At 71.4% G+C, this 20,706-nt stretch carries 20 protein-coding genes and 3 pseudogenes; 11 read left to right on the top strand and 12 right to left on the bottom strand.

The window, feature by feature from the left end; genetic code table 11:
* Nucleotides 1–842: 842 nt before the first annotated feature.
* Nucleotides 843–1,205 (bottom strand): STAS domain-containing protein, encoded by a 363-nt coding sequence (locus ACWFQ8_RS12795; RefSeq protein WP_453786212.1) that lies wholly within the window; start codon nt 1,203–1,205, stop codon nt 843–845.
* A 471-nt stretch (nt 1,206–1,676) separates the two neighbouring features.
* On the bottom strand, nt 1,677–2,879 hold the full coding sequence (locus tag ACWFQ8_RS12790; protein ID WP_453786211.1) for a PP2C family protein-serine/threonine phosphatase: 1,203 nt from the start codon (nt 2,877–2,879) through the stop codon (nt 1,677–1,679).
* 154 nt (nt 2,880–3,033) lie between these two features.
* Here ACWFQ8_RS12790 and ACWFQ8_RS12785 point away from each other — a divergent pair, with 154 nt between their 5' ends.
* A complete protein-coding gene (locus ACWFQ8_RS12785; RefSeq protein ID WP_453786210.1) occupies nt 3,034–3,543 on the top strand; it encodes a MarR family winged helix-turn-helix transcriptional regulator in 510 nt (169 codons plus the stop codon).
* 247 nt (nt 3,544–3,790) lie between these two features.
* Complete coding sequence (locus tag ACWFQ8_RS12780; RefSeq protein ID WP_453786209.1) at nt 3,791–4,039, top strand: type II toxin-antitoxin system RelE family toxin; 249 nt, start codon at nt 3,791–3,793, stop codon at nt 4,037–4,039.
* Between the two features lie 28 nt (nt 4,040–4,067).
* Here ACWFQ8_RS12780 and ACWFQ8_RS12775 read toward each other — a convergent pair whose 3' ends face one another.
* The 5 genes from ACWFQ8_RS12775 to ACWFQ8_RS12755 form a co-directional block, all read right to left on the bottom strand.
* Complete coding sequence (locus ACWFQ8_RS12775; RefSeq protein ID WP_453786208.1) at nt 4,068–4,217, bottom strand: hypothetical protein; 150 nt, start codon at nt 4,215–4,217, stop codon at nt 4,068–4,070.
* Nucleotides 4,218–4,281: 64 nt separating this feature from the next.
* Entirely contained in the window at nt 4,282–4,497 is a 216-nt protein-coding gene (locus ACWFQ8_RS12770; protein ID WP_453786207.1) for a hypothetical protein, read from the bottom strand.
* Nucleotides 4,498–4,788: 291 nt separating this feature from the next.
* Nucleotides 4,789–5,556, bottom strand: a complete 768-nt coding sequence (locus ACWFQ8_RS12765; RefSeq protein ID WP_453786206.1) for an 8-oxoguanine DNA glycosylase OGG fold protein — start codon at nt 5,554–5,556, stop codon at nt 4,789–4,791.
* 23 nt (nt 5,557–5,579) lie between these two features.
* Complete coding sequence (locus ACWFQ8_RS12760) at nt 5,580–6,920, bottom strand: winged helix DNA-binding domain-containing protein (protein WP_453786205.1); 1,341 nt, start codon at nt 6,918–6,920, stop codon at nt 5,580–5,582.
* A gap of 161 nt (nt 6,921–7,081) precedes the next feature.
* Nucleotides 7,082–7,552: a WapI family immunity protein gene (locus tag ACWFQ8_RS12755; protein ID WP_453786204.1), complete on the bottom strand. Its 471-nt coding sequence runs from the start codon at nt 7,550–7,552 to the stop codon at nt 7,082–7,084.
* A gap of 189 nt (nt 7,553–7,741) precedes the next feature.
* On the opposite strand from ACWFQ8_RS12755, the gene ACWFQ8_RS12750 reads away from it, so the two are divergent.
* Complete coding sequence (locus tag ACWFQ8_RS12750) at nt 7,742–8,137, top strand: MerR family transcriptional regulator (protein ID WP_453786203.1); 396 nt, start codon at nt 7,742–7,744, stop codon at nt 8,135–8,137.
* Between the two features lie 148 nt (nt 8,138–8,285).
* Nucleotides 8,286–9,167: an NADP-dependent oxidoreductase gene (locus tag ACWFQ8_RS12745; protein WP_453786202.1), complete on the top strand. Its 882-nt coding sequence runs from the start codon at nt 8,286–8,288 to the stop codon at nt 9,165–9,167.
* A 140-nt stretch (nt 9,168–9,307) separates the two neighbouring features.
* On the opposite strand, the pseudogene ACWFQ8_RS12740 reads toward ACWFQ8_RS12745, so the two are convergent.
* Nucleotides 9,308–10,113: pseudogene (locus ACWFQ8_RS12740) on the bottom strand (IS110 family transposase); the annotation flags it as partial.
* On the opposite strand from ACWFQ8_RS12740, the pseudogene ACWFQ8_RS12735 reads away from it, so the two are divergent.
* A pseudogene (locus tag ACWFQ8_RS12735) lies at nt 10,100–10,747 on the top strand (transposase); the annotation flags it as partial. The pseudogenes ACWFQ8_RS12740 and ACWFQ8_RS12735 overlap by 14 nt on opposite strands.
* A 65-nt stretch (nt 10,748–10,812) precedes the next feature.
* Nucleotides 10,813–11,343, top strand: a complete 531-nt coding sequence (locus ACWFQ8_RS12730; protein ID WP_453786201.1) for a hypothetical protein — start codon at nt 10,813–10,815, stop codon at nt 11,341–11,343.
* A 283-nt stretch (nt 11,344–11,626) separates the two neighbouring features.
* On the opposite strand, the gene ACWFQ8_RS12725 is transcribed toward ACWFQ8_RS12730, so the two are convergent.
* Nucleotides 11,627–12,514 (bottom strand): SMI1/KNR4 family protein, encoded by an 888-nt coding sequence (locus ACWFQ8_RS12725; RefSeq protein WP_453786200.1) that lies wholly within the window; start codon nt 12,512–12,514, stop codon nt 11,627–11,629.
* Nucleotides 12,515–12,696: 182 nt separating this feature from the next.
* Here ACWFQ8_RS12725 and ACWFQ8_RS12720 point away from each other — a divergent pair, with 182 nt between their 5' ends.
* The gene (locus ACWFQ8_RS12720; protein WP_453786199.1) at nt 12,697–13,242 is read left to right on the top strand and encodes a transposase; all 546 of its coding nucleotides are present in this window, start codon (nt 12,697–12,699) and stop codon (nt 13,240–13,242) included.
* A gap of 185 nt (nt 13,243–13,427) precedes the next feature.
* Nucleotides 13,428–16,891, top strand: a pseudogene (locus ACWFQ8_RS12715) (DNA polymerase III subunit alpha).
* A gap of 93 nt (nt 16,892–16,984) precedes the next feature.
* On the opposite strand, the gene ACWFQ8_RS12710 reads toward ACWFQ8_RS12715, so the two are convergent.
* The 3 genes from ACWFQ8_RS12710 to ACWFQ8_RS12700 all read right to left on the bottom strand — a co-directional run bounded on the left by ACWFQ8_RS12710 (nt 16,985) and on the right by ACWFQ8_RS12700 (nt 18,719).
* Nucleotides 16,985–17,215, bottom strand: coding sequence for a hypothetical protein (locus ACWFQ8_RS12710; protein WP_453786198.1), 231 nt, complete (start codon nt 17,213–17,215; stop codon nt 16,985–16,987).
* Between the two features lie 201 nt (nt 17,216–17,416).
* On the bottom strand, nt 17,417–17,866 hold the full coding sequence (locus ACWFQ8_RS12705) for an SRPBCC family protein (protein WP_453786197.1): 450 nt from the start codon (nt 17,864–17,866) through the stop codon (nt 17,417–17,419).
* 166 nt (nt 17,867–18,032) lie between these two features.
* Nucleotides 18,033–18,719 (bottom strand): esterase/lipase family protein, encoded by a 687-nt coding sequence (locus tag ACWFQ8_RS12700; RefSeq protein ID WP_453786196.1) that lies wholly within the window; start codon nt 18,717–18,719, stop codon nt 18,033–18,035.
* 179 nt (nt 18,720–18,898) lie between these two features.
* Here ACWFQ8_RS12700 and ACWFQ8_RS12695 point away from each other — a divergent pair, with 179 nt between their 5' ends.
* The 3 genes from ACWFQ8_RS12695 (at nt 18,899) to ACWFQ8_RS12685 (ending at nt 20,699) form a co-directional block, all read left to right on the top strand.
* Complete coding sequence (locus ACWFQ8_RS12695) at nt 18,899–19,309, top strand: ATP-binding protein (RefSeq protein WP_453786195.1); 411 nt, start codon at nt 18,899–18,901, stop codon at nt 19,307–19,309.
* 137 nt (nt 19,310–19,446) lie between these two features.
* Nucleotides 19,447–19,953, top strand: a complete 507-nt coding sequence (locus ACWFQ8_RS12690; RefSeq protein WP_453786194.1) for a hypothetical protein — start codon at nt 19,447–19,449, stop codon at nt 19,951–19,953.
* Nucleotides 19,954–20,138: 185 nt separating this feature from the next.
* Nucleotides 20,139–20,699 (top strand): hypothetical protein, encoded by a 561-nt coding sequence (locus tag ACWFQ8_RS12685; RefSeq protein ID WP_453786193.1) that lies wholly within the window; start codon nt 20,139–20,141, stop codon nt 20,697–20,699.
* Nucleotides 20,700–20,706 lie beyond the last annotated feature (7 nt).

Here is a 20,706-nt window from a genome sequence, read left to right as displayed (position 1 = left end):
GGCCAGGGCGGCGAGCCCGGCGGGGGCCGGAGCGGCATGGCGGAGGGCCGGGGCGGCGGGCCGGGGCGGCGGCCGGGGCGCGGGCCCAGCGGGACGGGGGCGCGGGCCCGGCGGAACGGTCACGGGCCCGGCGGACGGGTCCGGGGCCGGACCGCAGCGGCTCGCAGCCGGTCCGGGACCACGGGCCGCCGGACCGAGCCGCTACCGGCACGCGGCCCGCGGCGCGACCCCCGGCGGTGCTCCCCGCAGTCCCTCGCTGTGCGGGATCGAGGAAGCCACCCTGCTCCGACGGGTGCGCCGGGTGCCCACCGAGGCCGGATTCGACGACGTCGCCACGGGCACCGAGGGAGTCCACCTGGTCCGGCACGCCCGCGGCCTCGTGGTGGGGTGGATGCCCACCCGGATCATCAGGACCCGGACCCGCCGCCGCGGCCCCCGCCGCCCCCGCGGACCTGCCGGGCTGCGGCACGCCTTCGGCCTCGCCCTCGCCGCGACCCTCCGCGCCGCCGGCCCGGGACGTCGAGACCCGGGGCGACGAACGGCTCCCCGTCCTCGCCCCGCACCCCACACCGGGGACGCCCGGGACACGCCGGGGACCGCCGGACAAGGGCCGCCCCCAAGGCCGTCAGGTGACCGCTCGCGGCCGATGAACCTACGCTGGAGAGGGCGGCCGGCCCGGTGAGCGGCCCCGGCCGCCACCCGTGGGCACCTGCGCCTCCCTCCCCCTCCGCGCGGGTGCCCGCCATGACCTCACGGCCGACGTTCAGTACGAGCCGCGGCCCTCCGCCTCGCGATGCACCGCACCGGACGCCGCGACCCGGCACACCCTTCCGGCCACAGCACTACCGCTTCTGCGGCGGGAGGTGGACCACCGTGGCCTCGGCCACGCTCTCGGCGCTGGCGAACGCCCGGTTCGCACCGGTCATCTCCAGCAGGCGCGCCAGCCGGTGCGGCACCTGCCCTGCCAGCACCACGTGCCGGTTCAACGCGGGCTGCAGCATGATGCTGAGGGCCGTCGAGTCCACGAAGGTCACTCCCGAGACGTCCAGCACGAAGCGTGCGACGCCGGGAACCTCCGGATCCATCGCCGTCCGCAGCTCCTCCACCGTGTCCATGTCGAACTCGCCGGCCATGACGACGATGCGCACGTCGCCGTCGGACCTCATCTCGACGTAGTTGCGCGCGCCGGCGTTCTGCGTGTCCATGTTCCCTCTTGATTCTTCGATGGCGTGGGACGGTCGGCGCCGGCTCACCACTCGGGGTGGGGTACGGCGCGTCGGTCGGCTGGCTGATGTCCGCCGCCAGTTCCTGCGGGCGTGGATCACGGTCTCGGCGAAGGCCTCGACGGCGTACTCGTCCCGCGGCACGCACGGTCGTGGGCCGCTGCACGGGTCTCGGCGCCGGTCCTCGTCGACGGACGAGGTCCCCCGGGCCGGGCACCTCGTGCGCGAGGCGGCGCGGGCGCCGGGAAGGCGGGGCTCCACGCCGGGAGAGCTCTCCACGTGTTGCTTTCCCTTCTCGCCCCGAGGTGCGCACGCGCGACGGTCGCCTGCTTCGTCAGGGAGGAGCTTAGCGATCATTTGCCGCTGGGCAATATTCAAAGTGGTCAATCATCCCCGCCCGGGCCGCCGCGGCGGCGACCGGGCAGCGGCGACGGCCGGTCCCGCCCCGGCCCCCTACGACCCACCCGCCCCCTCGTCCGCCCCGGCCCCCACCCCGGCCCGGCCGTGCCAGTCGAGGCAGACGACCATGGCGTCGTCCGAGGCCTTGATCTCACCCCGGTGCTGCGCCAGCGCCCTCAGCACCGCTTGCGGCACCTGCGAGGGCGGCAGCAGCCGGGTTTCCATGGCGGCCCGGGTGAACGCGTGCAGGCCGTACCGCTCTCCGGCGGGCGACACCACGTCGTAGACCCCGTCGCTGAGGAAGAACAGCCGGTCGCCGGGAAGCATCCGGAACCGCTGCGAGGTGTAGACGGTGTCCTCGAACATGCCCAGCGGCAGTTGGGCCTCCAGCTCGACCTCCTCCACCTCCCCCTGACGGAGCCGCCAGATCCGCGGCGAGCCGGCGTCGATGACCTCCACCTCCCCCGTACGCAGACAGAAGCGGAGCAGCAGCATCGCCAGGTACTGCTCGCCCTGGTGCTGACCGTAGACGGCCTGGTCGGCCAGGGCGGCCTGGTCCGCGAGCGCCAGGCCGGCCCGCCGCGCGTTGCGCAGCGCGCTCACCGCGAGGTGCGTGAGCAGGGCGGCGTCGATCCCCTCGCCCATGCCGTTGTTGACGGTCAGGACCAGATCGTCGGCGGACGCCGACCAGTCGAAGCTGTCGCCGAAGATGGCGTACGCGGGCTCCAGATGGCCACCGAGGTCGTACTCGGGGCGCGAGCAGGAGCGCCCCGGCAGCAGCTGCCACTGCATCTCCGCGGCCAGGGTGAGACGGGCGGCCCGCCGCGCGCACAGGAAGAGGTCCGTGTCGCGCTCGGCCACGAGGAGCTCATGGGCCAGCGCGTCAGCCGTCTCCTGGAGGTCACCGAGGAGGTGGGGACCGTAGGCGCCCGCCGGGAACACCGCGCTGAGGACCGCCAGCCGGTCACCGCGGACGCTCACCGGCAGATGCACCGCCGTGTCGTCCCCCTGGGCGACCACGTGCGCCTCCTGCGCTCCGAAGGCTCGGCCGGGGGCACTGCCGTGCACCGGGACGGATGCGGCGGTGGCGGGATCGCGGGGGCTGACGGGACGGAGGCGCGCCAAGGCGTAGTCCGCCATCAGCAGCTCGGCGGAGGTCGCGCGGTACCGGGCGGCCAGTACCTCCCGTACCGTGTCGACGAGCTCGTGCGGTGCGGAGGCGCGCAGAATGCGCTCCACTCCCTCGGATGGTGCCACGGGCTTCGGTCCTGCCTTTCTCGGAGCTGCCAAGATGGGGTCAGCGGGTCCGCCGACTCGTTGGACAAGGGCAGCGTATGCGTCAGGTGGGGAGTGTCACATGAGTCGTGGTCCGAACCGACCCCCCCTCCACGCCGCGTCCGGGGTGGCCGAGATGAGCGACCTGATCGAGCTGCTGGAGGTGGTCTGGGAACGGGGCCGGGACACGGTCAGCACGACGCCCGTCTCCTCCGCCCAGGCGCGGGTCCTCTTCCTCATAGAGAGCAACACCGGGATCAACCTGCGTGTGCTCGGTGAACTCCTCGGAGCGGCGCCACCGTCCGTCACCCGGCTGTGTGATCGCCTGGAGGCCATCGGCTTCCTCGAACGCACTACCAGGCCCGAGGACCGGCGCGAGTCCCGGGTGACGCTGACACCGGCCGGCCGGACCTACCTGGGGCAGTTGCGCAAGCGCAGAGAACAGGCCCTGACGGAGGCGATGGCCGCCATGCCGGCGTCCTCCCGCGCCGCCCTGGCCGTCGGACTGGCCGACTTCAGGGCTGCCGTCACCCGCCCGCTCCGGCTTCCTCCCGGCGACGGCTCGGTGGCCCGGACCGCCCGGACCGCCCCAACCAGCCAGACCACCCGGACCGCCCAGACCACCCGAACCACCCGGACCGCCTGAACGACGTCGTGGGGACGGTCGTCGCGTCGAACACGCCGCGGCGCCCTCCCGATCTGCTGCCGGTCCGACGCGACGCGTCAACCGGCGCCCCGAGCGCGCGGCCGGGCACCCTTCGGCGCGGCCCCGGGCCCGGGCATACGGCCCCGGGGGCCGGGCAGGCGTGGGACGGGTCACGCGCGCCGTGCCCGCGGATCTCCCCCTCGGCGCGGTCGGGCCCGGCCGGTACCGGCACGGAGGGAGTCAGCCGATGGGATACCGCATCGTGTGGGACGAGGCCGCGGTCTCCAGGGCGGCCCGGCACCTCGCGGACGACCCGGACGGCCTGCGGCAGCTGCTGCACGCCGTCGACCTCCTCGCCGGTCAGCCCCGCCCCGCGGGGGCCGCCGCCCACGGCTCGCGGCTGCGCCGCATCCACGTGGGCCGCTACCGCGTCGTGTACGAGATCTCCAGGGCTCCCCTGGCCATAGTCATCATGCACGTCGGTCGCCTCGAATGACGACGCCGGGACGTGGGCCGGCCTGCCCTCAGGCGGCCGCGCCACGGCCCCGTGGGGCGGCGAGGGCGTCGGCGAGCTGGTCGTGGTTCATGGTGGAGCGGCCGGGTACGTTCGCGGCGGTGGCCCGCTTGTACACGCCGGGGTACGGCCCCGTCGCAGCCGGGAGGCTGGACCGCACCTCGGTACCGGGCCCCTACCCGGGCCGGCCCGCGCTATGGCCGGCCCTCCTCGCGGGCTGCGGGTCAGTTCCCGAGGCCGCCCGTGAGCGTGCCGACGAGCCCGCCCTCCGCGACGACGTCGCCCGCGAGTTCGCCGCTGCCGAGGCGGTCGGTGGACAGGCCGGCGCCGAGGTTCTCGATGGGGGGCAAAGGGCCCTGCGGACCGTCAGCAGCGTGGGCGGCGTCGGCGACGGACAGCGCCGCTCCGGCGAGGGCGACGGCGGCAAGGACACGCTTCATGTGGTTCATGCCCTGCGAACGCGTACAGCCGGCAAGGGTCACGCCGGCGCGCCTACGGTTGCGGCCCGGACGGAACGCGAACCCTCCGGGGGCGGACGGGGCGTCCACTCGTCGGGCCGCTGACCGCGCCGGGCCAGCCGGTACAGGAAGGCTCCCGGGCCCTCCTCGAAGGCCCCCGGCAGGACCCGGCCCCCGTCCGTCGCAGGGCAGCTGAGCCGTGCGGGATGCGCCCCGGACCGGCGCGGCGTCGCGGCGTCGCGGCGTCGCAAGCGAAACGGCTTCACTCGGGAGTCAGGTCGCTGGATCCCATGCGCCGTCAAACAGGGCCAGTTCGAGCAGATCCGGGCTGGCAGGAGGCCACCCGATCGCGGAGGAGGCCAGCTGCTGGGCGGCAGCCTCAATCCAATGCAGGTACACCCCGTAGCGATGCGGCGTCCAGTCGGCGTCCGACCAAGTCCAGGTGGCCACCGCTGACGCCGTTGCCAGTCCGCTTTCAAGGCCGACCCGCGTGGCGTGGGCGCGGACGACGCGCGCGACCTTTTGGTCCAGAACGAGCGTACGAGGGGTCGCGGGAGCGTCCAGGGAAAGGTCGATGAAATAGAGGAGCTTGGTGAAGAATGCCGGTCCCAGCCACTTCACTGATCCGCACATCACGCCATACGCGGCAACCGCACCCTCGTTCCGAAGGGCCGTCTCGGCCTCCGCCAGCGCATCAGCGACATTCGGCTCAGCCAGGATCTTCCTGAGGCGGTGGGGACCGTAGCCCTTGCCGCCTTGCCCCCACACATACGAGGCTACGAGAGCTTCGGACCACCGTCCGTCCAGCACGGCCTCGCGTACCACCGCCACCACTTGGGCGCGGGTGACCGTCGCGGCCTCTGCCTGCGATCGCTCGGAGAACTGGTCGGGCCACGGCTCGATGCCCGACCAGCGCTGAGGTACGTACTTCACGGCATGAGCACCCGCACCGGTTGCGTACTGGGCCGATCCGACCAGCCAGCTACCCATGGCCCGTACTGCGGTCGCCGGCAGCAGCCGCTTCATCAGCTCGGCGTCCAACGCGTCCGCGAGTTCCTGTCGTCTCACCCTCGCCCCCAGCAGTCCTCTGCCATCATGCACGGCCCGGTAGCAGGTGCAGTCCACTTCTTCGGATTCCAAAGCCGGAACCGGTGGGTGCCCTCGTCCGGAGGGCACCCTGACGGTCGTTCGGCGGCCTGGTCACAGGCCAGGTCACAGTCCCTGCGCGAGGCGACGTTCCAGCGGGGTGCGGTAGTGCGGGGTGATGCGCAGGTCTCCGAGCCAGGCGGCCAGGGCGCGGGCTCGGGCGTCCACGGCACGGCGGCCGTCCGGTCCGGGATCGGTGAGCAGATGGGTGGTGATGCGGCCGGTGGGGTGCTGGCTCCAGGCCCCGATAATGCGGCCGTCGGCCCAGATGGTGGGGCGATGTTGCCGTTGCGGTCGTAGAGGTCGGGGACGTGGGACTGGTCGAGGTGGAAGTCGCGGTGGCGCCAGCCCATGGCGGTGGGGTCCAGGCCGGGCAGGAGCGCGACCCACGGCTCCGGGGCGGCGACCGGGTCGAGGTCGTCGGGCAGGAGGTAGCCGGTGCCTTCGTCGAGGTCGACGAGTTCGGCGCCGGTGGCGGCGATGGCTTTGCGGGTGTCGGTGAGGGTCCAGCCGGTCCACCACTTGAGGTCATCGACGGTGGCCGGCCCGAAGGAAGCCAGGTAGCGGCGGGCCAGCTCCGTCTTCGCCTCGCCCGTTTCCCACGCCTCGGCTGCCTCGGCGAGCGGCGAGAGCGCCCAGCGGAACTGGTTGGAGTTGAAGCCACCGTTGGGGCGGCCGCGCCGGATGCGGCCCTCGGCGGCCAGGACCCGCAGGATCCGTGAGGAGAGCGCCTGGCGGGCCTCGTACGGCTTGCCCGGCGCGACGATCACCTGTTTCCGCAGCGCCGGTACGTCGGCGGCGAGCTGGGCGGCGCTCACCTCGCCGCGGTCGGCGAGCGCGGCCAGCAGATCGGCTTCGACGGCCGCGTACCGCTCGGCACTCCAGCCGGCGCCGTCGCGGAGGTAGGCGGCGCAGCCCGCCCGTTCCTTCGCGGCGATCGCGCGGCTGGTGGATGCCTCGATGACGGGGGCGAGGGCGGCCGGGACGACGAACATGGTGCGGCGCATGCACAGCATCCGCTCCAAGGACCGCTCCTCGTACAGGGCTTGCTCCATCGCCGCGATGTCCGGCCGGCCGGTACGGGCGGCGGCCGCCAGGAAGACCGTGGACGGGTCGGTGGCGTGCAGACCGATCAGTGCCCGGGCGACGTCCGGCATCCGCTCGGCGTGGTGGGCGGGCGCGAGGAGGTGCCGGACGCCCAGGCGGGCGCGGCGCTCGGCCGCGCCGACGCGCAGGCGCGCCCCCTGCTGATCAACCATGCGCTGACCGTAAAACGGAACCAGTGACAGCGAAACCCAGCCAGGGGTCACGCATGCGCTGCGGGCCATCCAAGACGCTCCCACGGGCTTCCCAATGGAGAAGTCAAGCCTCGGAGCCTGTGTTGGGCCCGGCGGACCGCGTTTGGTGAGACTGACGTTGATCAGCGGGTTGGAAAGGAAGCCAAGGCAAGATCCCACTGGTCGGCTGCGTGAAGCAGTGCAGCTGTGTCCACACGCACCTCCACGAAGTACTGGTAGATGTCCGCCCTGCGCCATGGGGGTGTCGCCTCTAGGGACAGGTGAAGGCGAATCACCGCCCCGGTTTCGCTTCGGTCGGCGAGGCTGAAGGCCAGGACTGGCTCGTTGAACCATGTGTCCGGGGACAAATAGCCTTCGGCATCAGGCCGGGTCACAGCTACTGTCCCTGCGGCCGCCGCGCGCATCCACGCGGTGACCTGGCGGGCTTCGTGGGTCAGCAAAGCGGGATCGGTGAAGGACCAGCTGCCGTCGGGAGTCGTCACCGTGCCACCGATGACGAGCCAGTTGTCGTCGTAGCGGTTGCCCTGGGCCGCAGCGAACTGATAGCTCAGCGTGCGGAGCTCGACGCTGTTTGCATGATCACTCAAAAGCACTGCCGCAGGATGTCACGGCCCTCCCGGCTTGCCCAGCGTTGTCGGCGTACTGAGAAAAGTACCCAGGCGTGTACAGACGAACGTGCTCAGTCGTGAGGCCGGGAAGGCAACCCTGCGGAGGGGTGTCGGCAAGCGTCCATGACTCATCGACGGTCTGAACCTGGAGGCCGCGGACGTAGGCTCTCAAGGATGCGGATAGGCGAGTTGTCAAAGCGCACGGGCGTGAGTCCGCGCTCACTGCGGTACTACGAAGACCAGGGACTGCTGACCAGCTCACGCTCCGCCGCGGGGCAGCGTCACTATTCCGATGCTGCGGTCCAGCGCGTGTCGCTCATCCGGCAGCTGTTCGACGCGGGGATGTCCAGCCGGGTGATCGCGACTGTGCTGCCGTGTGTGGACATCCCGGGTGACCTGGACGTTGCCGAGGCGACGTTCACGGCGATGCTGCGCGAGCGCGACCGGATCGACGCCGACATCGCGCACCTGATCGAGACCCGGGAGGCACTCGACGTGCTGATCGGGGCCAACAGCAGGCACCGGGCGGAGCTTTCCACGGCCCCGGAACCGGTGGCGCAGTCGACCTGATGCTGTGACCTGCATCTCAGCCGGTTGCCCCTGACATCAATGTCAGCGGTGAGGATGGCGACAGCGCCCGGAGTCACCGGGTTGGTCATACGAGAGGCGGCTGAAGATGGGTCAGGCATGGGGTTTTCACAGGTATGGCGGGCCCGGGGTGCAGGAGTTCTTCGATCGTCCTGATCCCGTACCCGGTCGCGGTGAGGTGCTGATCCGGGTCGACGTCGCCGGCGTGAATCCCCTCGACCACGTTCTGCGATCAGGTTTGGTCGACGGGCTCGACGGCGGGCGTCCGTTTCCCCGCGTGTTGGGCATGGAGGCTGCCGGAACCGTTCTTGCCCGGGGCGAGGACGTCGACGGGCTTGAGGTGGGCGACGCGGTCTTCGGCTTCGCACTGACCGGTGGCGGCACCTATGCCGAGACGACGGTGCTGTCCGCGCCGAACACCGCGCGCATCCCGGCGGGTCTGTCCGCGACCGTGGCGGCAACGTTGCCAGTGGCCGGGACGACCGCGGTGGACGTGCTCGACCAGCTCGGACTCCCGGCGGGCGCCACAGTCCTGGTCAACGGGGTCGGGGGCGGGGTCGGCCTTGCCGTCGCCCGACTGGCGATCGGGCGCGAGCTGCGCGTGATCGGCACCGGAAGTGCGGCCAAACGCGAGCACGCCGAGGGCATCGGGGTGCGGTTCATCGACTACACCGCCGAGGATGTCGCCGTCGCGGCACGCGTGCTGGTTCCGGGCGGCTTCGACGGGATCGTCGACCTGGTCGGAGGCACCGCGCTGCGGATGGTCGCTCCGCTGGCCCGGGATCCTCGCAACGTCATTGCTGTGGGTGATACGTCTGTGCCCGATCTCGGTGGGCGTTTCGTCGAGCGTCGCGTCGACCGCGAGAGCCTGGAGCGGTCGGCCCGGCTGGCCCTCGACGGAGTCCTCGCACCCGTAATCACCGCGGTCCATCCGCTCTCCGATGCACCGGCTGCCCTCGCCGCCGTCGAGAACGGTCATGCCTCGGGCAAGGTCGTCATCAAGGTGGCATGAGAAGTGCCCGGTTGCCTGACGCCGTCGACGGTCCTTTGCGGGCTGGCGAGAACCCTTGGTCAGCGCATCATCAACTGAGCACGTTCACCTGTACGGGGTTGAGCACGTTCAGGCGTACGCCGACAAGCGTTGGCCGACGATCAGGGCGACGCTGTGACAGGCGGCGGCGTGACAGGCGGCGGCGTGAGCTCGTAGAGGCGGCGGTCACGGATGAGGGCCCATAGGACGTTGACGCGGCGGCGGGCAAGGGCGATCACGGCCTGGGTATGGCGTTTCCCCTCAGCTCGTTTGCGGTCGTAGAAGGTCCGGGAGTTGGGGTCGTAGCGAACGCTGGTCAGGGCGGACATGTAGAAGACGCGCTGGAGGCCGCGGTGGTAGTGGCGAGGTCGGGGAGGTTGCCGCTCTTCTTCCCTGAGTCCTGCGGCGCTGGTGCAAGCCCGGCGAAGGTGGCGAGCCGGTCCGGAGTCGCGAAGAAGCTGAGGTCACTGCCGACTCCGGCGAGGAATTCGGCGCCGAGGAGTGGGCCTATGCCGGGCATGCTCGTGATGATCTCCGCGAGGTCGTGGGCGCGGAAGCGGTCCTCGATGAGCCGGTCGATCTCCGCGACCTTCTCGTTCAGCACCCGCACGTCGGCGGCGAGGGTCCGCACCAGCTGGGCGATGACCGCCTCGCCCGGGACCGCCGTGTGCTGCTGGTCGGCGGCTTCGACTGCCCTCGTGGCGAGCTCCTCTGGGCTGCGAACGCCTCGGGCGCGGAGCCAGCGGGTCAGCCGGGCGGTGCCCATGCGCCGTATCGCGGCCGGGGTCTGGTAGCCGTCGAGGAGGATGAGCGGGCCGGCGCTGGTGAGGACGAGGACGCGTTCCAGGGTGGGGAACATGCCGGTCAGCGTGGAGCGCAGGCGGTTGATGGCCCGGGTGCGGTCACGGACGAGGTCCGTGCGGCGGGTCGGCCCGAGCCGGCTCGCGACCTGGCTGAAGAACCGCAAAGTCCGTGGCGCCCAAGCCCTAGCCGATGCTGCCGTCGCCGCGGGGCAGGCTCAGCACACCGCCGTGGCCGGGGAGAGAACTGCCGCGGCCGTGGTGAACACCCTGGCCAGGGTGGTACTGGCCCTGGACGAAGAGATCGCTGACATTGACGCTCAGATCGCGGTCCGTTTCCGCGAGCACCGCCACGCGGAAGTAGTCCTCAGCATGCCTGGCATGGGCCCTTTGCTGGGGGCGGAGTTCATCGCCTGCACCGGCGGGGACATGGACGCCTTCGGCAGCGCCGGCCGCCTCGCCGGCGTTGCGGGCCTCGCACCGGTTCCACGGGACTCCGGTCGCATCAGCGGCAACATGCGCCGGCCACACCGCTACCACCGCCGACTCCTGCGCGTCTTCTACCTCTCTGCTCAGATCGCCGCCCGGTTCTGCCCCACCTCGAAAACCTTCTACGACCGGAAGAGAGGCGAGGGAAAGAGCCACAAGCAGGCGATTCTCGCCCTCGCTCGCCGCCGCCTCGACGTTCTGTGGGCCCTCATCCGCGACCAACGCCAATGGACGGCCCAGCCACCGCAACCGGGCCTGACCGGCGCCGCATAACGTTGGCCGACCCGGCGAAGGTAGGTTGATCACCAGTTTGCTGGAGGCCGCGGTGAGGAGCTGTTGTGACAGAGGTCGAGGTCCCGGGGCCTGAGTCCGACTGGCAGCCGGCCACAGAACCGTCCTACTACACCGGCAAAAACCCCGCCTACCAGTACAGCGTCTGGGAGCACTCCGCTCCGCTGTTCCAGATGATCGGAGCGCTGGCGCTGTCGGTGCAGCCGGTGGCTCAGCGGCTACGTCTGCACGTGGAGCGGTCGTGGGACGGGCTGGACGAGCTCGATGTCGTTCTGTTCCGACTGGAAGGCTTCAGCTTCGCGATCAGCAAGCACGACGGCAATCCGCTCGGCGTTTCGTATGTCTGGCTCACCCAGCCGCACGAGCAAGCCGACAAGGCTCTGGACACCCTCCTGGAGGCAGTCGGGATCGGGGAGGACGCCGTCGCATTCCGCGGAGACGCTCACGATTACCGAGCAGAGCGGATCGCTACATCACGGGAGACCAGCTCTCCTGACGAGGTTTCCGGCTCCACCTCGCCGACCTCTCCGTGGGCAAGGTTCCGCCGTGCCATCGGCATGACATCAGCCACCCCGTAGTCACCCTCGACGCTTGACAACGGTCATTGGGAATCAGTCACATGCGCTGTGACTCAGCGCCGTAGTTGGTTCTGACCGCTCTTCCGTGATGGCTACGCTAGACAGCCGGCCCGCGTCCAGGCCGGCTGTCTGGCGTATCCACCTGAGCAGCGCGGGGCTCTGTCGGGGAAGAATGCGAGGCCAGCAGAAGGCTGGGCCCCCACGGAAATGCGGTCGGAACCGCTCAGTTGGCCAGTGAGTGGTTCAGTTGGCCGGGCTTGTGCTCACGGTCGAAGCTCTCTTGCTACTCCTCGTCTTCGTCCGTGGCCGTGTCCCAGGCCGGTAGTGACGTTCCGGCCGCAGTCGTGATTTGAAGAACCTCGCACCCCATGCGGTGGACAGCGGCGAAGAGGCGCTGCTGGACCTGTCCGCTGTCTTCGGGTGGGAAGTCGATCCGGATTTGGTGGGGGCGGGAGGCGTCGTAGGTGAGCAACCAGTCGGCATCGACGGTCGCGAAGTGATCCTGTCCCATTTCGTCGTGCTGGGAGCGCCACGAGCCCCGGTCGGTGGTGGGAGCCAGTGCCTCGCGCAGGAGCTCCAGGCGCTCGGGGTGGGAGAAGGGGCCTTCGGACAGGCGTAGGCACCGGTGGGTGCGAGGACGGAAGGCGTTGAACCATGGTGCCAGGCCCGGCTCCATGTCTGCGAGCAGTCCGGAGCCGACGTGTCCGCAGGCCCAGCTCTCGATGAACTCGGCCGCGCCCACGGCATGCGTCTCGTACCAGCCCTCGCTGCTCCACACCACGACGGGCCATTTCTCGGGAGCCCCGTCGGTGAGCCAGCACAGGCGGTCGGCATCCATCGTGGTGCCCCAGATCAGCAGCGCGCCCGGAGCCGGGTGCAGCGGATACGGGTAGCGCTCGCGGTCCTGTTCTGGAGACTCCGTGGGGTGGGCGCTCTGCCACTCGATGCCGTTGTGCTTGCTCGTACCGAACGGCGTCCGAAGGTAGAGGAAGTCGCAGAACTCTCCCCAGCCGTAGGTTTCGACGAGTCGCTTGTAGTCGTCGGGCAGCCGGGTACCGATCACGGCCTCCACGACGGCCCAGTCCCCGTGGGCGTCCACAGGCCCGGCCGGCGGCGCCACGAGCTGAACCAGCCTGTCGCAGTCGGTCGCGGCGGTCTTCGAATTAGCCATGGAGGCAGCGTAGGCATCACCCCGCGATGAGATCGACGAGATTTCAGGCTGGAGGGAAGCATTCCCCCAGGTCAGCGGAGGTGGCCAATCGTCGTGCACAGCTGGCCAGGCGAAGCGTTCTGACCGCGCTTCCACGACGACTACGCCTGGAGATGAGGGCGGGTCTGAGGTTGGATGTTCGGATGGAACGTATCGAGGCTGAGGCAGGCTGCACCAGCTCGATGCAGCTCTATCGCGAGGTGTTTGCCCTCGGCTACACCGGTGGATACCACGTCGTGAACCGCTACGTGGCGGGCATACGGAAGGTCGTCGCGATCCCCGTCCGGGCGGTGACACCCAGTCCTCGCGACATCACGTCATGGATCATGCGGTCCGAGGAGACGCTCAGCCCGTTGGAAGTCGCCCAGCTGGAAACCGTCCGGAACGCCTGCCCAGAGATCGCTTCGGCCTGTGACCTCGCGCGGGAGTTCACGGACATGCTCCGCCATCGCCGCGGCCACCTGCTGCGGGACTGGATTCAGAAGGCCGAGCTGGGTGGCCCGGACGCCATCGGCATCTTCGCCGACTCCATCCGCCAGGACCTGCGTGCCGTCACCGCCGGCCTCACCCTGTCCTACAGCTCCGGCATCGTCGAGGGCCACGTCAACAGAAGCAAAACGATCAAACGGCAAATGTACGGTCGAGCCTCGTTCGCTCTGCTCAGAGCCCGCGTCCTCCTTCAGCCGTAGGCATCACGGAAGAGCGGTCAGAACCAACTAGAGCGCTCAGGGGCCAAGTAAAACGCTCAGGCACATGCGCGACGTCGGATTCTGCCGCGGAGTGGGCGACTCGTCGTGTTCGAATTATGTTCGATACCTTGGAGGGAGAGATTCAGCCATGGCGGCTGAAAAACACGTGTGACGGGAGGTCGGCGATGGGATGCGGCGTACACCTGCACGTCGCCAGTGGCTTCTCGGCACGCTACGGGGCCTCGCACCCCCGTGACCTGGTGCGACGTGCCGCCGAGCGGGGGATCGGGACGCTCGCGCTGACCGATCGGGACACCGTCACCGGCGCGGTGCGGTTCGCGAAGGCCGCGACCGAGGCCGGGGTCCGCCCCGCCTTCGGCGTCGACGTCGCGGTCGCCCCCTGGGCTCCGGCCGGCCAGGGCCCCGGTACCCGTACGCGGACGCCGGCGCGCGGTGGCGCGCACGTGCTGGAGCCCCGGCTGCGGGTCACGCTGCTGGCGCGGAACGGGGCGGGGTGGGGGCGGCTGTGCCGGCTGGTGTCCGCCGCGCACGCGGGTGCGGCGGACGGTCCGCCGGTGGTGTCCTGGGAGACGCTCGGCCGGTACGCGGACCAGGACCTCACCGTGCTGCTGGGTCCGGTGTCGGAGCCGGTACGGGCGCTGGCGGCCGGCCGCCCGGACCTCGCCGAGGAGCTGATCGCCCCGTGGCGCGAGGTGGCCGGGGCGAACCTGCGGCTGGAGACGGTGTGGTGGGACCTGCCCGGCACCGGCCCGGGTTCGCTGCGGCTGGCCGCCCGTACGCTCGGTCTCGCCGACCGGCTCGGCATCCGCGCGGTGCTGACCAACGCCGTCCGCTACGCCGACCCCGCCCAGCACCGGACCGCCGACGTCCTCGACGCGGCCCGGCTGCTGCGCCCGATCGACCGCCGCCGGCTGGACAGCGGGCAGCGCTGGCTGAAGGACCCCGCCGCCATGGGAGCGGCGGCGGAGCGGATCGCGCGGGCGGCCGGCGCCGGGCCGGGCCGCGCGGCCGCGCTCCTCACGGAGACGGTACGGACCGGGGAGCAGTGTGCGGTGGACCCGGTCGCCGACCTGGGGCTGGGGCGGCCGCACTTCCCCGAGCCGGAGGTGGTGGGCGCGGAACCGGGGCCGGGCGGCGCCATGCGGCTGCTGCGCCGACGGTGCGCGGACGGCATGTTCGCGCGCGGCCTGGACGGCGACCGGCGCGCGGTGGAGCGGCTGGAGCACGAGCTGGGCGTGATCGGGAAGCTGGAGTACGAGCCGTACTTCCTCGCCGTCGCCCAGGTCGTCGCGGACGTCCGCGCGCTGGGCATCCGGGTCGCGGCCCGGGGCTCGGGCGCCGGCTCGATGGTCAACCACGCGCTGTTCGTGGCCACGGCGAACCCGCTGGACCACGACCTGCTCTTCGAGCGCTTCCTCAGCGTCCGGCGGTCGTCGCTGCCTGACATCGACGTCGACGTGGAGTCCGCGCGCCGGCTGGAGGTCTACGACCGGATCATCGAGCGGTTCGGGACGGAGCGGGTCGCGGTGACCGGCATGCCCGAGACCTACCGGGCCCGGCACGCCCTGCGCGACACCGGGCTCGCCCTCGGCATCGCGCCCCAGGTGATCGACCGGATCGCGAAGTCCTTCCCGCACATCCGGGCCTGCGACATCCGCGATGCGCTCGCCACCCTGCCCGAGCTCAAGCCGCTCGCCGCCGAGGCCGACACGTTCGGTCCGCTGTGGGAACTGGCCGAGGGCCTCGACAAGCTGCCGCGCGGGATCGCGATGCACCCGTGCGGGGTGATCCTCTCCGACTCCTCGCTGCTGGAGCGGCTGCCGGTCCAGCCGACGCCCGGCGGGTACCCGATGGTGCAGGCCGACAAGGAGGACGTGGAAGACCTCGGCCTGCTCAAGCTGGACGTGCTCGGGGTGCGGATGCAGTCCGCGATGGCGCACGCCGTCAAGGAGATCCGCCGCACGACCGGCCGCCAGATCGATCTGGACAACCCCGACCACGTACCCCTCGGGGACGCGGGCGCCTTCGACCTGATCCGCAGGAGCGACACGGTCGGTATGTTCCAGCTGGAGTCCCCCGGCCAGCAGGACCTCGTCGGCCGGCTCCAACCGCGCGACGTCCAGGACGTCGTCGCCGACATCAGCCTCTTCCGACCGGGGCCGGTCAGGGGCGGCATGCCCGCCCTCTACATCGCCGCCCGCCACGGCGCCGCCCCGCGCTACCCGCACCCCGACCTGGTCCCCGTCCTGTCCTCCACCTACGGGGTGACGATCTGGCACGAGCAGATCATCGACATGTTCGCCGTCCTCACCGGATGCGACCGGGCCCTCGCCGAGGTCGCCCGCCGCGCGCTCGGCGACCAGGAACGGCTGCCGCGGGTGGAGGCGTGGTTCCGGCACGAGGCCGGCCACCGCGGCTACTCCCCCGCCGTCCTCGACGAGGTCTGGGACGTCATCAAGGGCTTCGGGGCGTACGGGTTCTGCCGGGCGCACGCCGTCGCCTTCGCCGTCCCGGCCCTGCAGTCGGCGTGGCTCAAGGCCCACTACCCGGCCGCCCTCTACGCCGGGCTGCTGGAGCACGACCCGGGTATGTGGCCCGCCCGGGTGATCGTCTCCGACGCCCGCCGCCACGACGTCCCGCTCCTGCCCGTCGACGTCAACCACTCGAAGTCCGACCACCGCATCGAGCGGACCGAGGGCGGGGTGTGGGGGGTGCGCCTGTCGCTGTCCTCGGTGAAGGGGATCAGCGAGGACCAGGTCGCCCGGATCGCGGCCGGCCAGCCCTACCAGGGCCTCCAAGACCTCTGGCAGCGCGCCCGGCCGGCCCTGCCGATCGCCGAGCACCTCATCCGGATCGGCGCCCTCGACCCGCTGCGGGGTCCGCTCACCCGCCGCGACCTCCTCCTCCAGGCCACCGAGCTCCACGCCCACGCCCGGGCCCGGCCCGCCGACGGACAGCTCCCCCTCGGCGGCGAACTGGTCACCGCCGAGCCGTCCGGGCTCCCGGAGATGACCAGCCGCGAAGCCCTGACCGCGGAGATCGACGTCCTGTCCATCGACGTGTCCCAGCACCTGATGACCCACCACCACCGGCTGCTCCGCGAGGTCGGCGCCACCGACGCCGCCCACCTCAAGACGATGCGACCCGGGCAGCGGGTCCTGGTCGCCGGCGTACGCGCCTCCACCCAGACCCCGCCGATCCCGTCCGGCAAGCGCGTCATCTTCATCACCCTGGAGGACGGCACCGGGCTCGTCGACATCGCCTTCTTCGAGGACAGCCACGACGCCGTCGCCCACACCGTCTTCCACTCCGGGCTTCTGCTCGTACGCGGCACGGTCGAGGCCCGCGGCCCGCGCCGCACCGTCGTCGGCCGGGTGGTGTGGAACCTGGAAGAGCTCGCCGCCGCCCGCCGCGACCACGGGCCCGAGGCCGTCCTCGCCCTCCTCGGCCAGAGCCGGCTCGCCCCCACCCCCGCCCAGGAACCCGCCCAGGAACCCGCCCCGGTACGGACCCTCGCCAACGGCACCGGCGGCGCCCGCCTGCACCCGTACGCCGACCTCCAACCCGCCGGCACCCGCGCCGCCGACCTCAGGTCCCTCGGCTGACGAGCCCCGGTTCTCCGGGCTGATCGGACGCCGGGCTGCGCGGGCGCCGGCTGTGCGGGCGCCGGCTGTGCGGGGCGGCACCCCGGATCCCCGGTCCGGTGGCCCGGCGTACCGCGCTACTGGTCCTCGGAAGCGTTCTCTGCCGTCTGGAGGGCCTGGTTGGCGATGGTGAGGGCCTCTTGGGTATGCCCCGCCGCCTGCGCCGTCCGGGCCTGGCTGAGGGAGACGCGGAGCAGCCCGACGGTGTGCTCCGGCAGAGTGCTCGACGCCACGACGTCTTCCAGTTTCCGGATGCTGTCGGTGGCCAGGTCCTCGGGCATGGGGCCGTCTCCTCCGTCATCGATCAAGGACGTGCGACGCTACCAGGCACCCGCCCGCGAACGGCGGACCGCGGCGAGCGCGCGTCATGTCGTCGGCGCGGCGAAGTGCGGTCCAGCCTGCAGAAGCCGCCCGCCAGCGGCGGCCGGACGCGCGCGACGGGGCCCCGGGGACGTCACGTCCCCGGGGCCCCGTGCGGTCGGCGGCGCTGAGCCGCCGGAGGATCGGAATCAGACCTCGCCCCGCCAGGAGCCGGTCTCGCGGCCGCGGTCCTCGATGTACTCCTTGAACCGCTTGAGGTCACCGGTGACCCTCCGCTTGACGAAGCCGAGCTTGTCGCCGACGTTCTCCGTGAAGCCCTCGGGGTCGTAGTCGAGCTGGAGCATCACCTTGCACTTGTCGCCGTCCAGGCGGTGGAAGGTGACGACACCGGCCTGCTTGACCTCTCCGCCCAACGTCGTCCAGGCGACCCGCTCGTCGGGGATCTGCTCGGTGATCTCCGCCTCGAACTCCTTGGCGACGCCGCCGATCTTCGTCACCCAGTGGGTCATCGTGTCGGTGCGCTGCTCGATGCGTTCCACCCCCTCCATGAAATGGGGGAACGACTCGAACTGCGTCCACTGGTTGTAGGCGGTACGCACGGGGACATCGACCTCGACGGACTCTTCGACTTTCGACACGAAAGGAGCCTTTCTGTTCACGGGTGGCCGGACGACCGCACCGGCTCTGCCCGGGGAGCCCTTCCCCCGTCCGCGCCCCTGCCCCCGCGTTCCCGCTCCATGCCCCCGACGGACGCGCCGGCCGAACCCTGCGCGGTGACGCCCCCTGCGGCGCGGGCCGAGCGGCCTACTGGACGTGTCCCTTGACCTCGGCGTAGACCGTCGGGTCGGTCCGCATCCCACCGTGTCCCAGGCAGGCGGTAGTACGGTTGCCGGCTCCGGAAAGAGCCACGCTGCTCCGGGGGTTGACGACGGCGTCGCACGGTGAGCCCCAGGTGGCGTAGCGAGGTGGGCCGGGGGTTTCGTCACCCGCGTTGAGGGCGTTCAGGAATGCGGATCCCGGTCGCATCTCGACGCATGGCGCGCCACCGCACCACCGTGCGGTCTCGGTACCGTGGTTGGGTCCCGCGAGGGAGACCCACGCATCGACCTTCGCGGTGCCGCCCAGGTTCTTGAGGTAGTACCGGGAGGACAGCCCGCCCATCGAATGCGTGATGACGTCGACCTTGGCGGCGCCCGTGGAGTCCCGTACCCGCTCGATCTCGTCGGCGAGCCGCTCGGCGGTCGTGGCATTGGACTGCGTGGCGTCGTAGGTCCACTGGTCGAGGTGGTCGGCCGGCCACCCGTCGGCACGGAAGCGTCCGGCCATGGTCTCCCATACGGAGCCGTCCGAGTTCCAGCCGTGGACGAAGACGATCGGGTCGGGCGGGACGGCCGCCGCCGGGCGGGCGGCGAGGGCCGACGCCGGGGTGGGAAGGAGAGGCACGAGCACGAGGAGGAGCGCAGGCGCGCTGCGCAGCAGGTTCCTGATCACGCGAGGTTTGTAGCCTGCCCGGCGGTCCGGGCCCGAGGGGTTGCCCGCGCGCTCACCCGCCCGGGGGCAGCGTTTCACCGCAGAAACGTGACACCGGGCAGCCCCCGCCCCGAGGGAATCGCCCGAACGGGTCGGCGGTGCGGCTGCTTACGGCCCGGAAGCCGGGGAAACCGCCAGCTATGAGCTCCAAGGAGTCCTACCGCATCGAGCCCGGTCCGCCCGGGGACGTGAGTTGTGGGCAGGCGCGGGAGATGGCCCGCCGGATCCTGTCCCACGTGGAGGCCGCTGCCGACAAGGTGGAGGACGTACTGGTGGTGGTGAGCGAACTGGTCTCCAACGCCCGGCGTCACGGCGGGGGCGTCACCGGGTTCCGGATCACCGCCCGGCCCGGCACGGTCACCGTGGAAGTATCCGACCGCTCCTCCCGTCCGCCCCGCCAACGCCCCTGGGCGCCGACCGCTCCGGGCGGCTTCGGGTGGCGCCTGACCAACACCCTGGCCGACAGGACGGACGTGCGCTTCCACCGCGGCGGCAAGACCGTCGTCACCACCTTCGCGACCGGTCTGCCCGGGCCCAGCCCCGCCCTCTGACCCGTGGAGGATGCGGCACCGCTCGGCCGCGGCTCGGGAGCCGGTCGGTGCCCCGCGGCGTCGAGCCGCGCCCGCCGACGCCGGCCTCGATCGCACACTCCCTGGGTCAGCCGCCGCCGGCTGGGTACACGGGACCCATGTCCGGAGAACACGCACGTCCGACGAGCGCCCCCTTTCGATCCCGTTCCGCGCGCGAAGCCGAGGCGCTCCCGCAGGGAGCGAAGCACCGGCGCCGCCGGGGGTTCATCAGGCGGCTGCGCCGCAGGCTCATCGCCTACCGCGATATCGAGTTCCTCTCCACCCGCATCCCCGGCGATCGCGGCCCCGGGGAGGAGCGGCTCCTGCTGGTCCACATCCGCAGGGTCGTCGGCCAGGTCCACTACCGGACCTGCGACATGTGCGCCGAGGGCGTGATCACCGGCATCGACATCGACGAAGACCTCCACTCCGCCGGGCTCGGCACCCGCGCACTGTCGCACCTGCGGTCCCGCTACCCGGGTATCGCCTGGCGCAGCACCCAGACCCTGCGGCCCGCAACCCGCGACCTCCTGCGCCGCACGCTCGCCCCCACGACCGAGTTCGCCTGCACGCATGCGGGCGTCCTGCCGGCTCAAGGAAACCGCCAGGACGAGGGCGTCAGGTGACGGCGGCGCGCGGACCGCTGCCTCCTCGTCGGTTTTGACGTCAGGAGCAGCAAAGGACCGCCCCATCACGTCGATTGTCGAAATACGCCTTCCCTACGGAATTCTGGCGGGAGTACGCTCTCAGGGGTTCGTCTTCCGCGTGCTGCGGCATCGCATCGCACAGAGATCCGGGGGAATTGATGTCCATGAGGATGCTGTTCAAGCGGACTGCTCTCGCGGTGATCTGTACGGCTGCGCTCGCCACCGGATGCGGGGAGCCCCATCAGCGTATGGAGCCGGGCCCGCCCGCGGAGACCCCGCTCACGCCGACGGACGAACTGCCCGACGCGGCCCCCCGGCCCGGGCCGAATCCGAGCGTCTCGGCCCCTCCCGATGTCCGCCCGCCCGCCCCGCCGCCCGCCCCGCCGCCCGTCCGGCCGCCCGCGCCGTCCGCGCCGGTTCTGCCGCGGGGCTACGTGCCTCCCGCGCTGGTCGGGGAGTGGGACGGAGACGCCAAGGAGTCCGCGCGGCTCGCCCGGATCGTCTTCACCGCGGACGGGTACGTGGTGCTGCGCTACAACAACGGCCGGGTCCTGACCGGCCCCGCTGTCGTCGGGAATTCATCCATGGTTCTTCACGTGCCGGGCGGCCCCCTCAGGTATTCACGCTGGTCAGTGAGTGAATTCGACGCCGGTTACGGCTATACGTTCGAAAATCTCGTGCTCGACGGGGTGAGTTATGTGCGGCAGACCGGTGGCGACCTCTGAATCGGGT

It is taken from the genome of Streptomyces sp. NPDC055254 (assembly GCF_053606025.1).
The sequence above is the reverse complement of the archived record's forward strand: the minus strand, read 5'-3'. Positions and strand labels throughout refer to the sequence as shown.

Bases quoted from the DNA above. Each gene is read 5' to 3' on its own strand.
- ACWFQ8_RS12770 (WP_453786207.1), bottom strand. From the start codon at position 4,497: ATGAAGCGTGTCCTTGCCGCCGTCGCCCTCGCCGGAGCGGCGCTGTCC.
- ACWFQ8_RS12720 (WP_453786199.1), top strand. From the start codon at position 12,697: ATGGAACGTATCGAGGCTGAGGCAGGCTGCACCAGCTCGATGCAGCTC.
- ACWFQ8_RS12795 (WP_453786212.1), bottom strand. From the start codon at position 1,205: ATGGACACGCAGAACGCCGGCGCGCGCAACTACGTCGAGATGAGGTCC.
- ACWFQ8_RS12760 (WP_453786205.1), bottom strand. From the start codon at position 6,920: ATGGTTGATCAGCAGGGGGCGCGCCTGCGCGTCGGCGCGGCCGAGCGC.
- ACWFQ8_RS12695 (WP_453786195.1), top strand. From the start codon at position 18,899: ATGAGCTCCAAGGAGTCCTACCGCATCGAGCCCGGTCCGCCCGGGGAC.
- ACWFQ8_RS12690 (WP_453786194.1), top strand. From the start codon at position 19,447: ATGTCCGGAGAACACGCACGTCCGACGAGCGCCCCCTTTCGATCCCGT.
- ACWFQ8_RS12785 (WP_453786210.1), top strand. From the start codon at position 3,034: ATGAGCGACCTGATCGAGCTGCTGGAGGTGGTCTGGGAACGGGGCCGG.
- ACWFQ8_RS12725 (WP_453786200.1), bottom strand. From the start codon at position 12,514: ATGGCTAATTCGAAGACCGCCGCGACCGACTGCGACAGGCTGGTTCAG.
- ACWFQ8_RS12780 (WP_453786209.1), top strand. From the start codon at position 3,791: ATGGGATACCGCATCGTGTGGGACGAGGCCGCGGTCTCCAGGGCGGCC.
- ACWFQ8_RS12685 (WP_453786193.1), top strand. From the start codon at position 20,139: ATGAGGATGCTGTTCAAGCGGACTGCTCTCGCGGTGATCTGTACGGCT.
- ACWFQ8_RS12750 (WP_453786203.1), top strand. From the start codon at position 7,742: ATGCGGATAGGCGAGTTGTCAAAGCGCACGGGCGTGAGTCCGCGCTCA.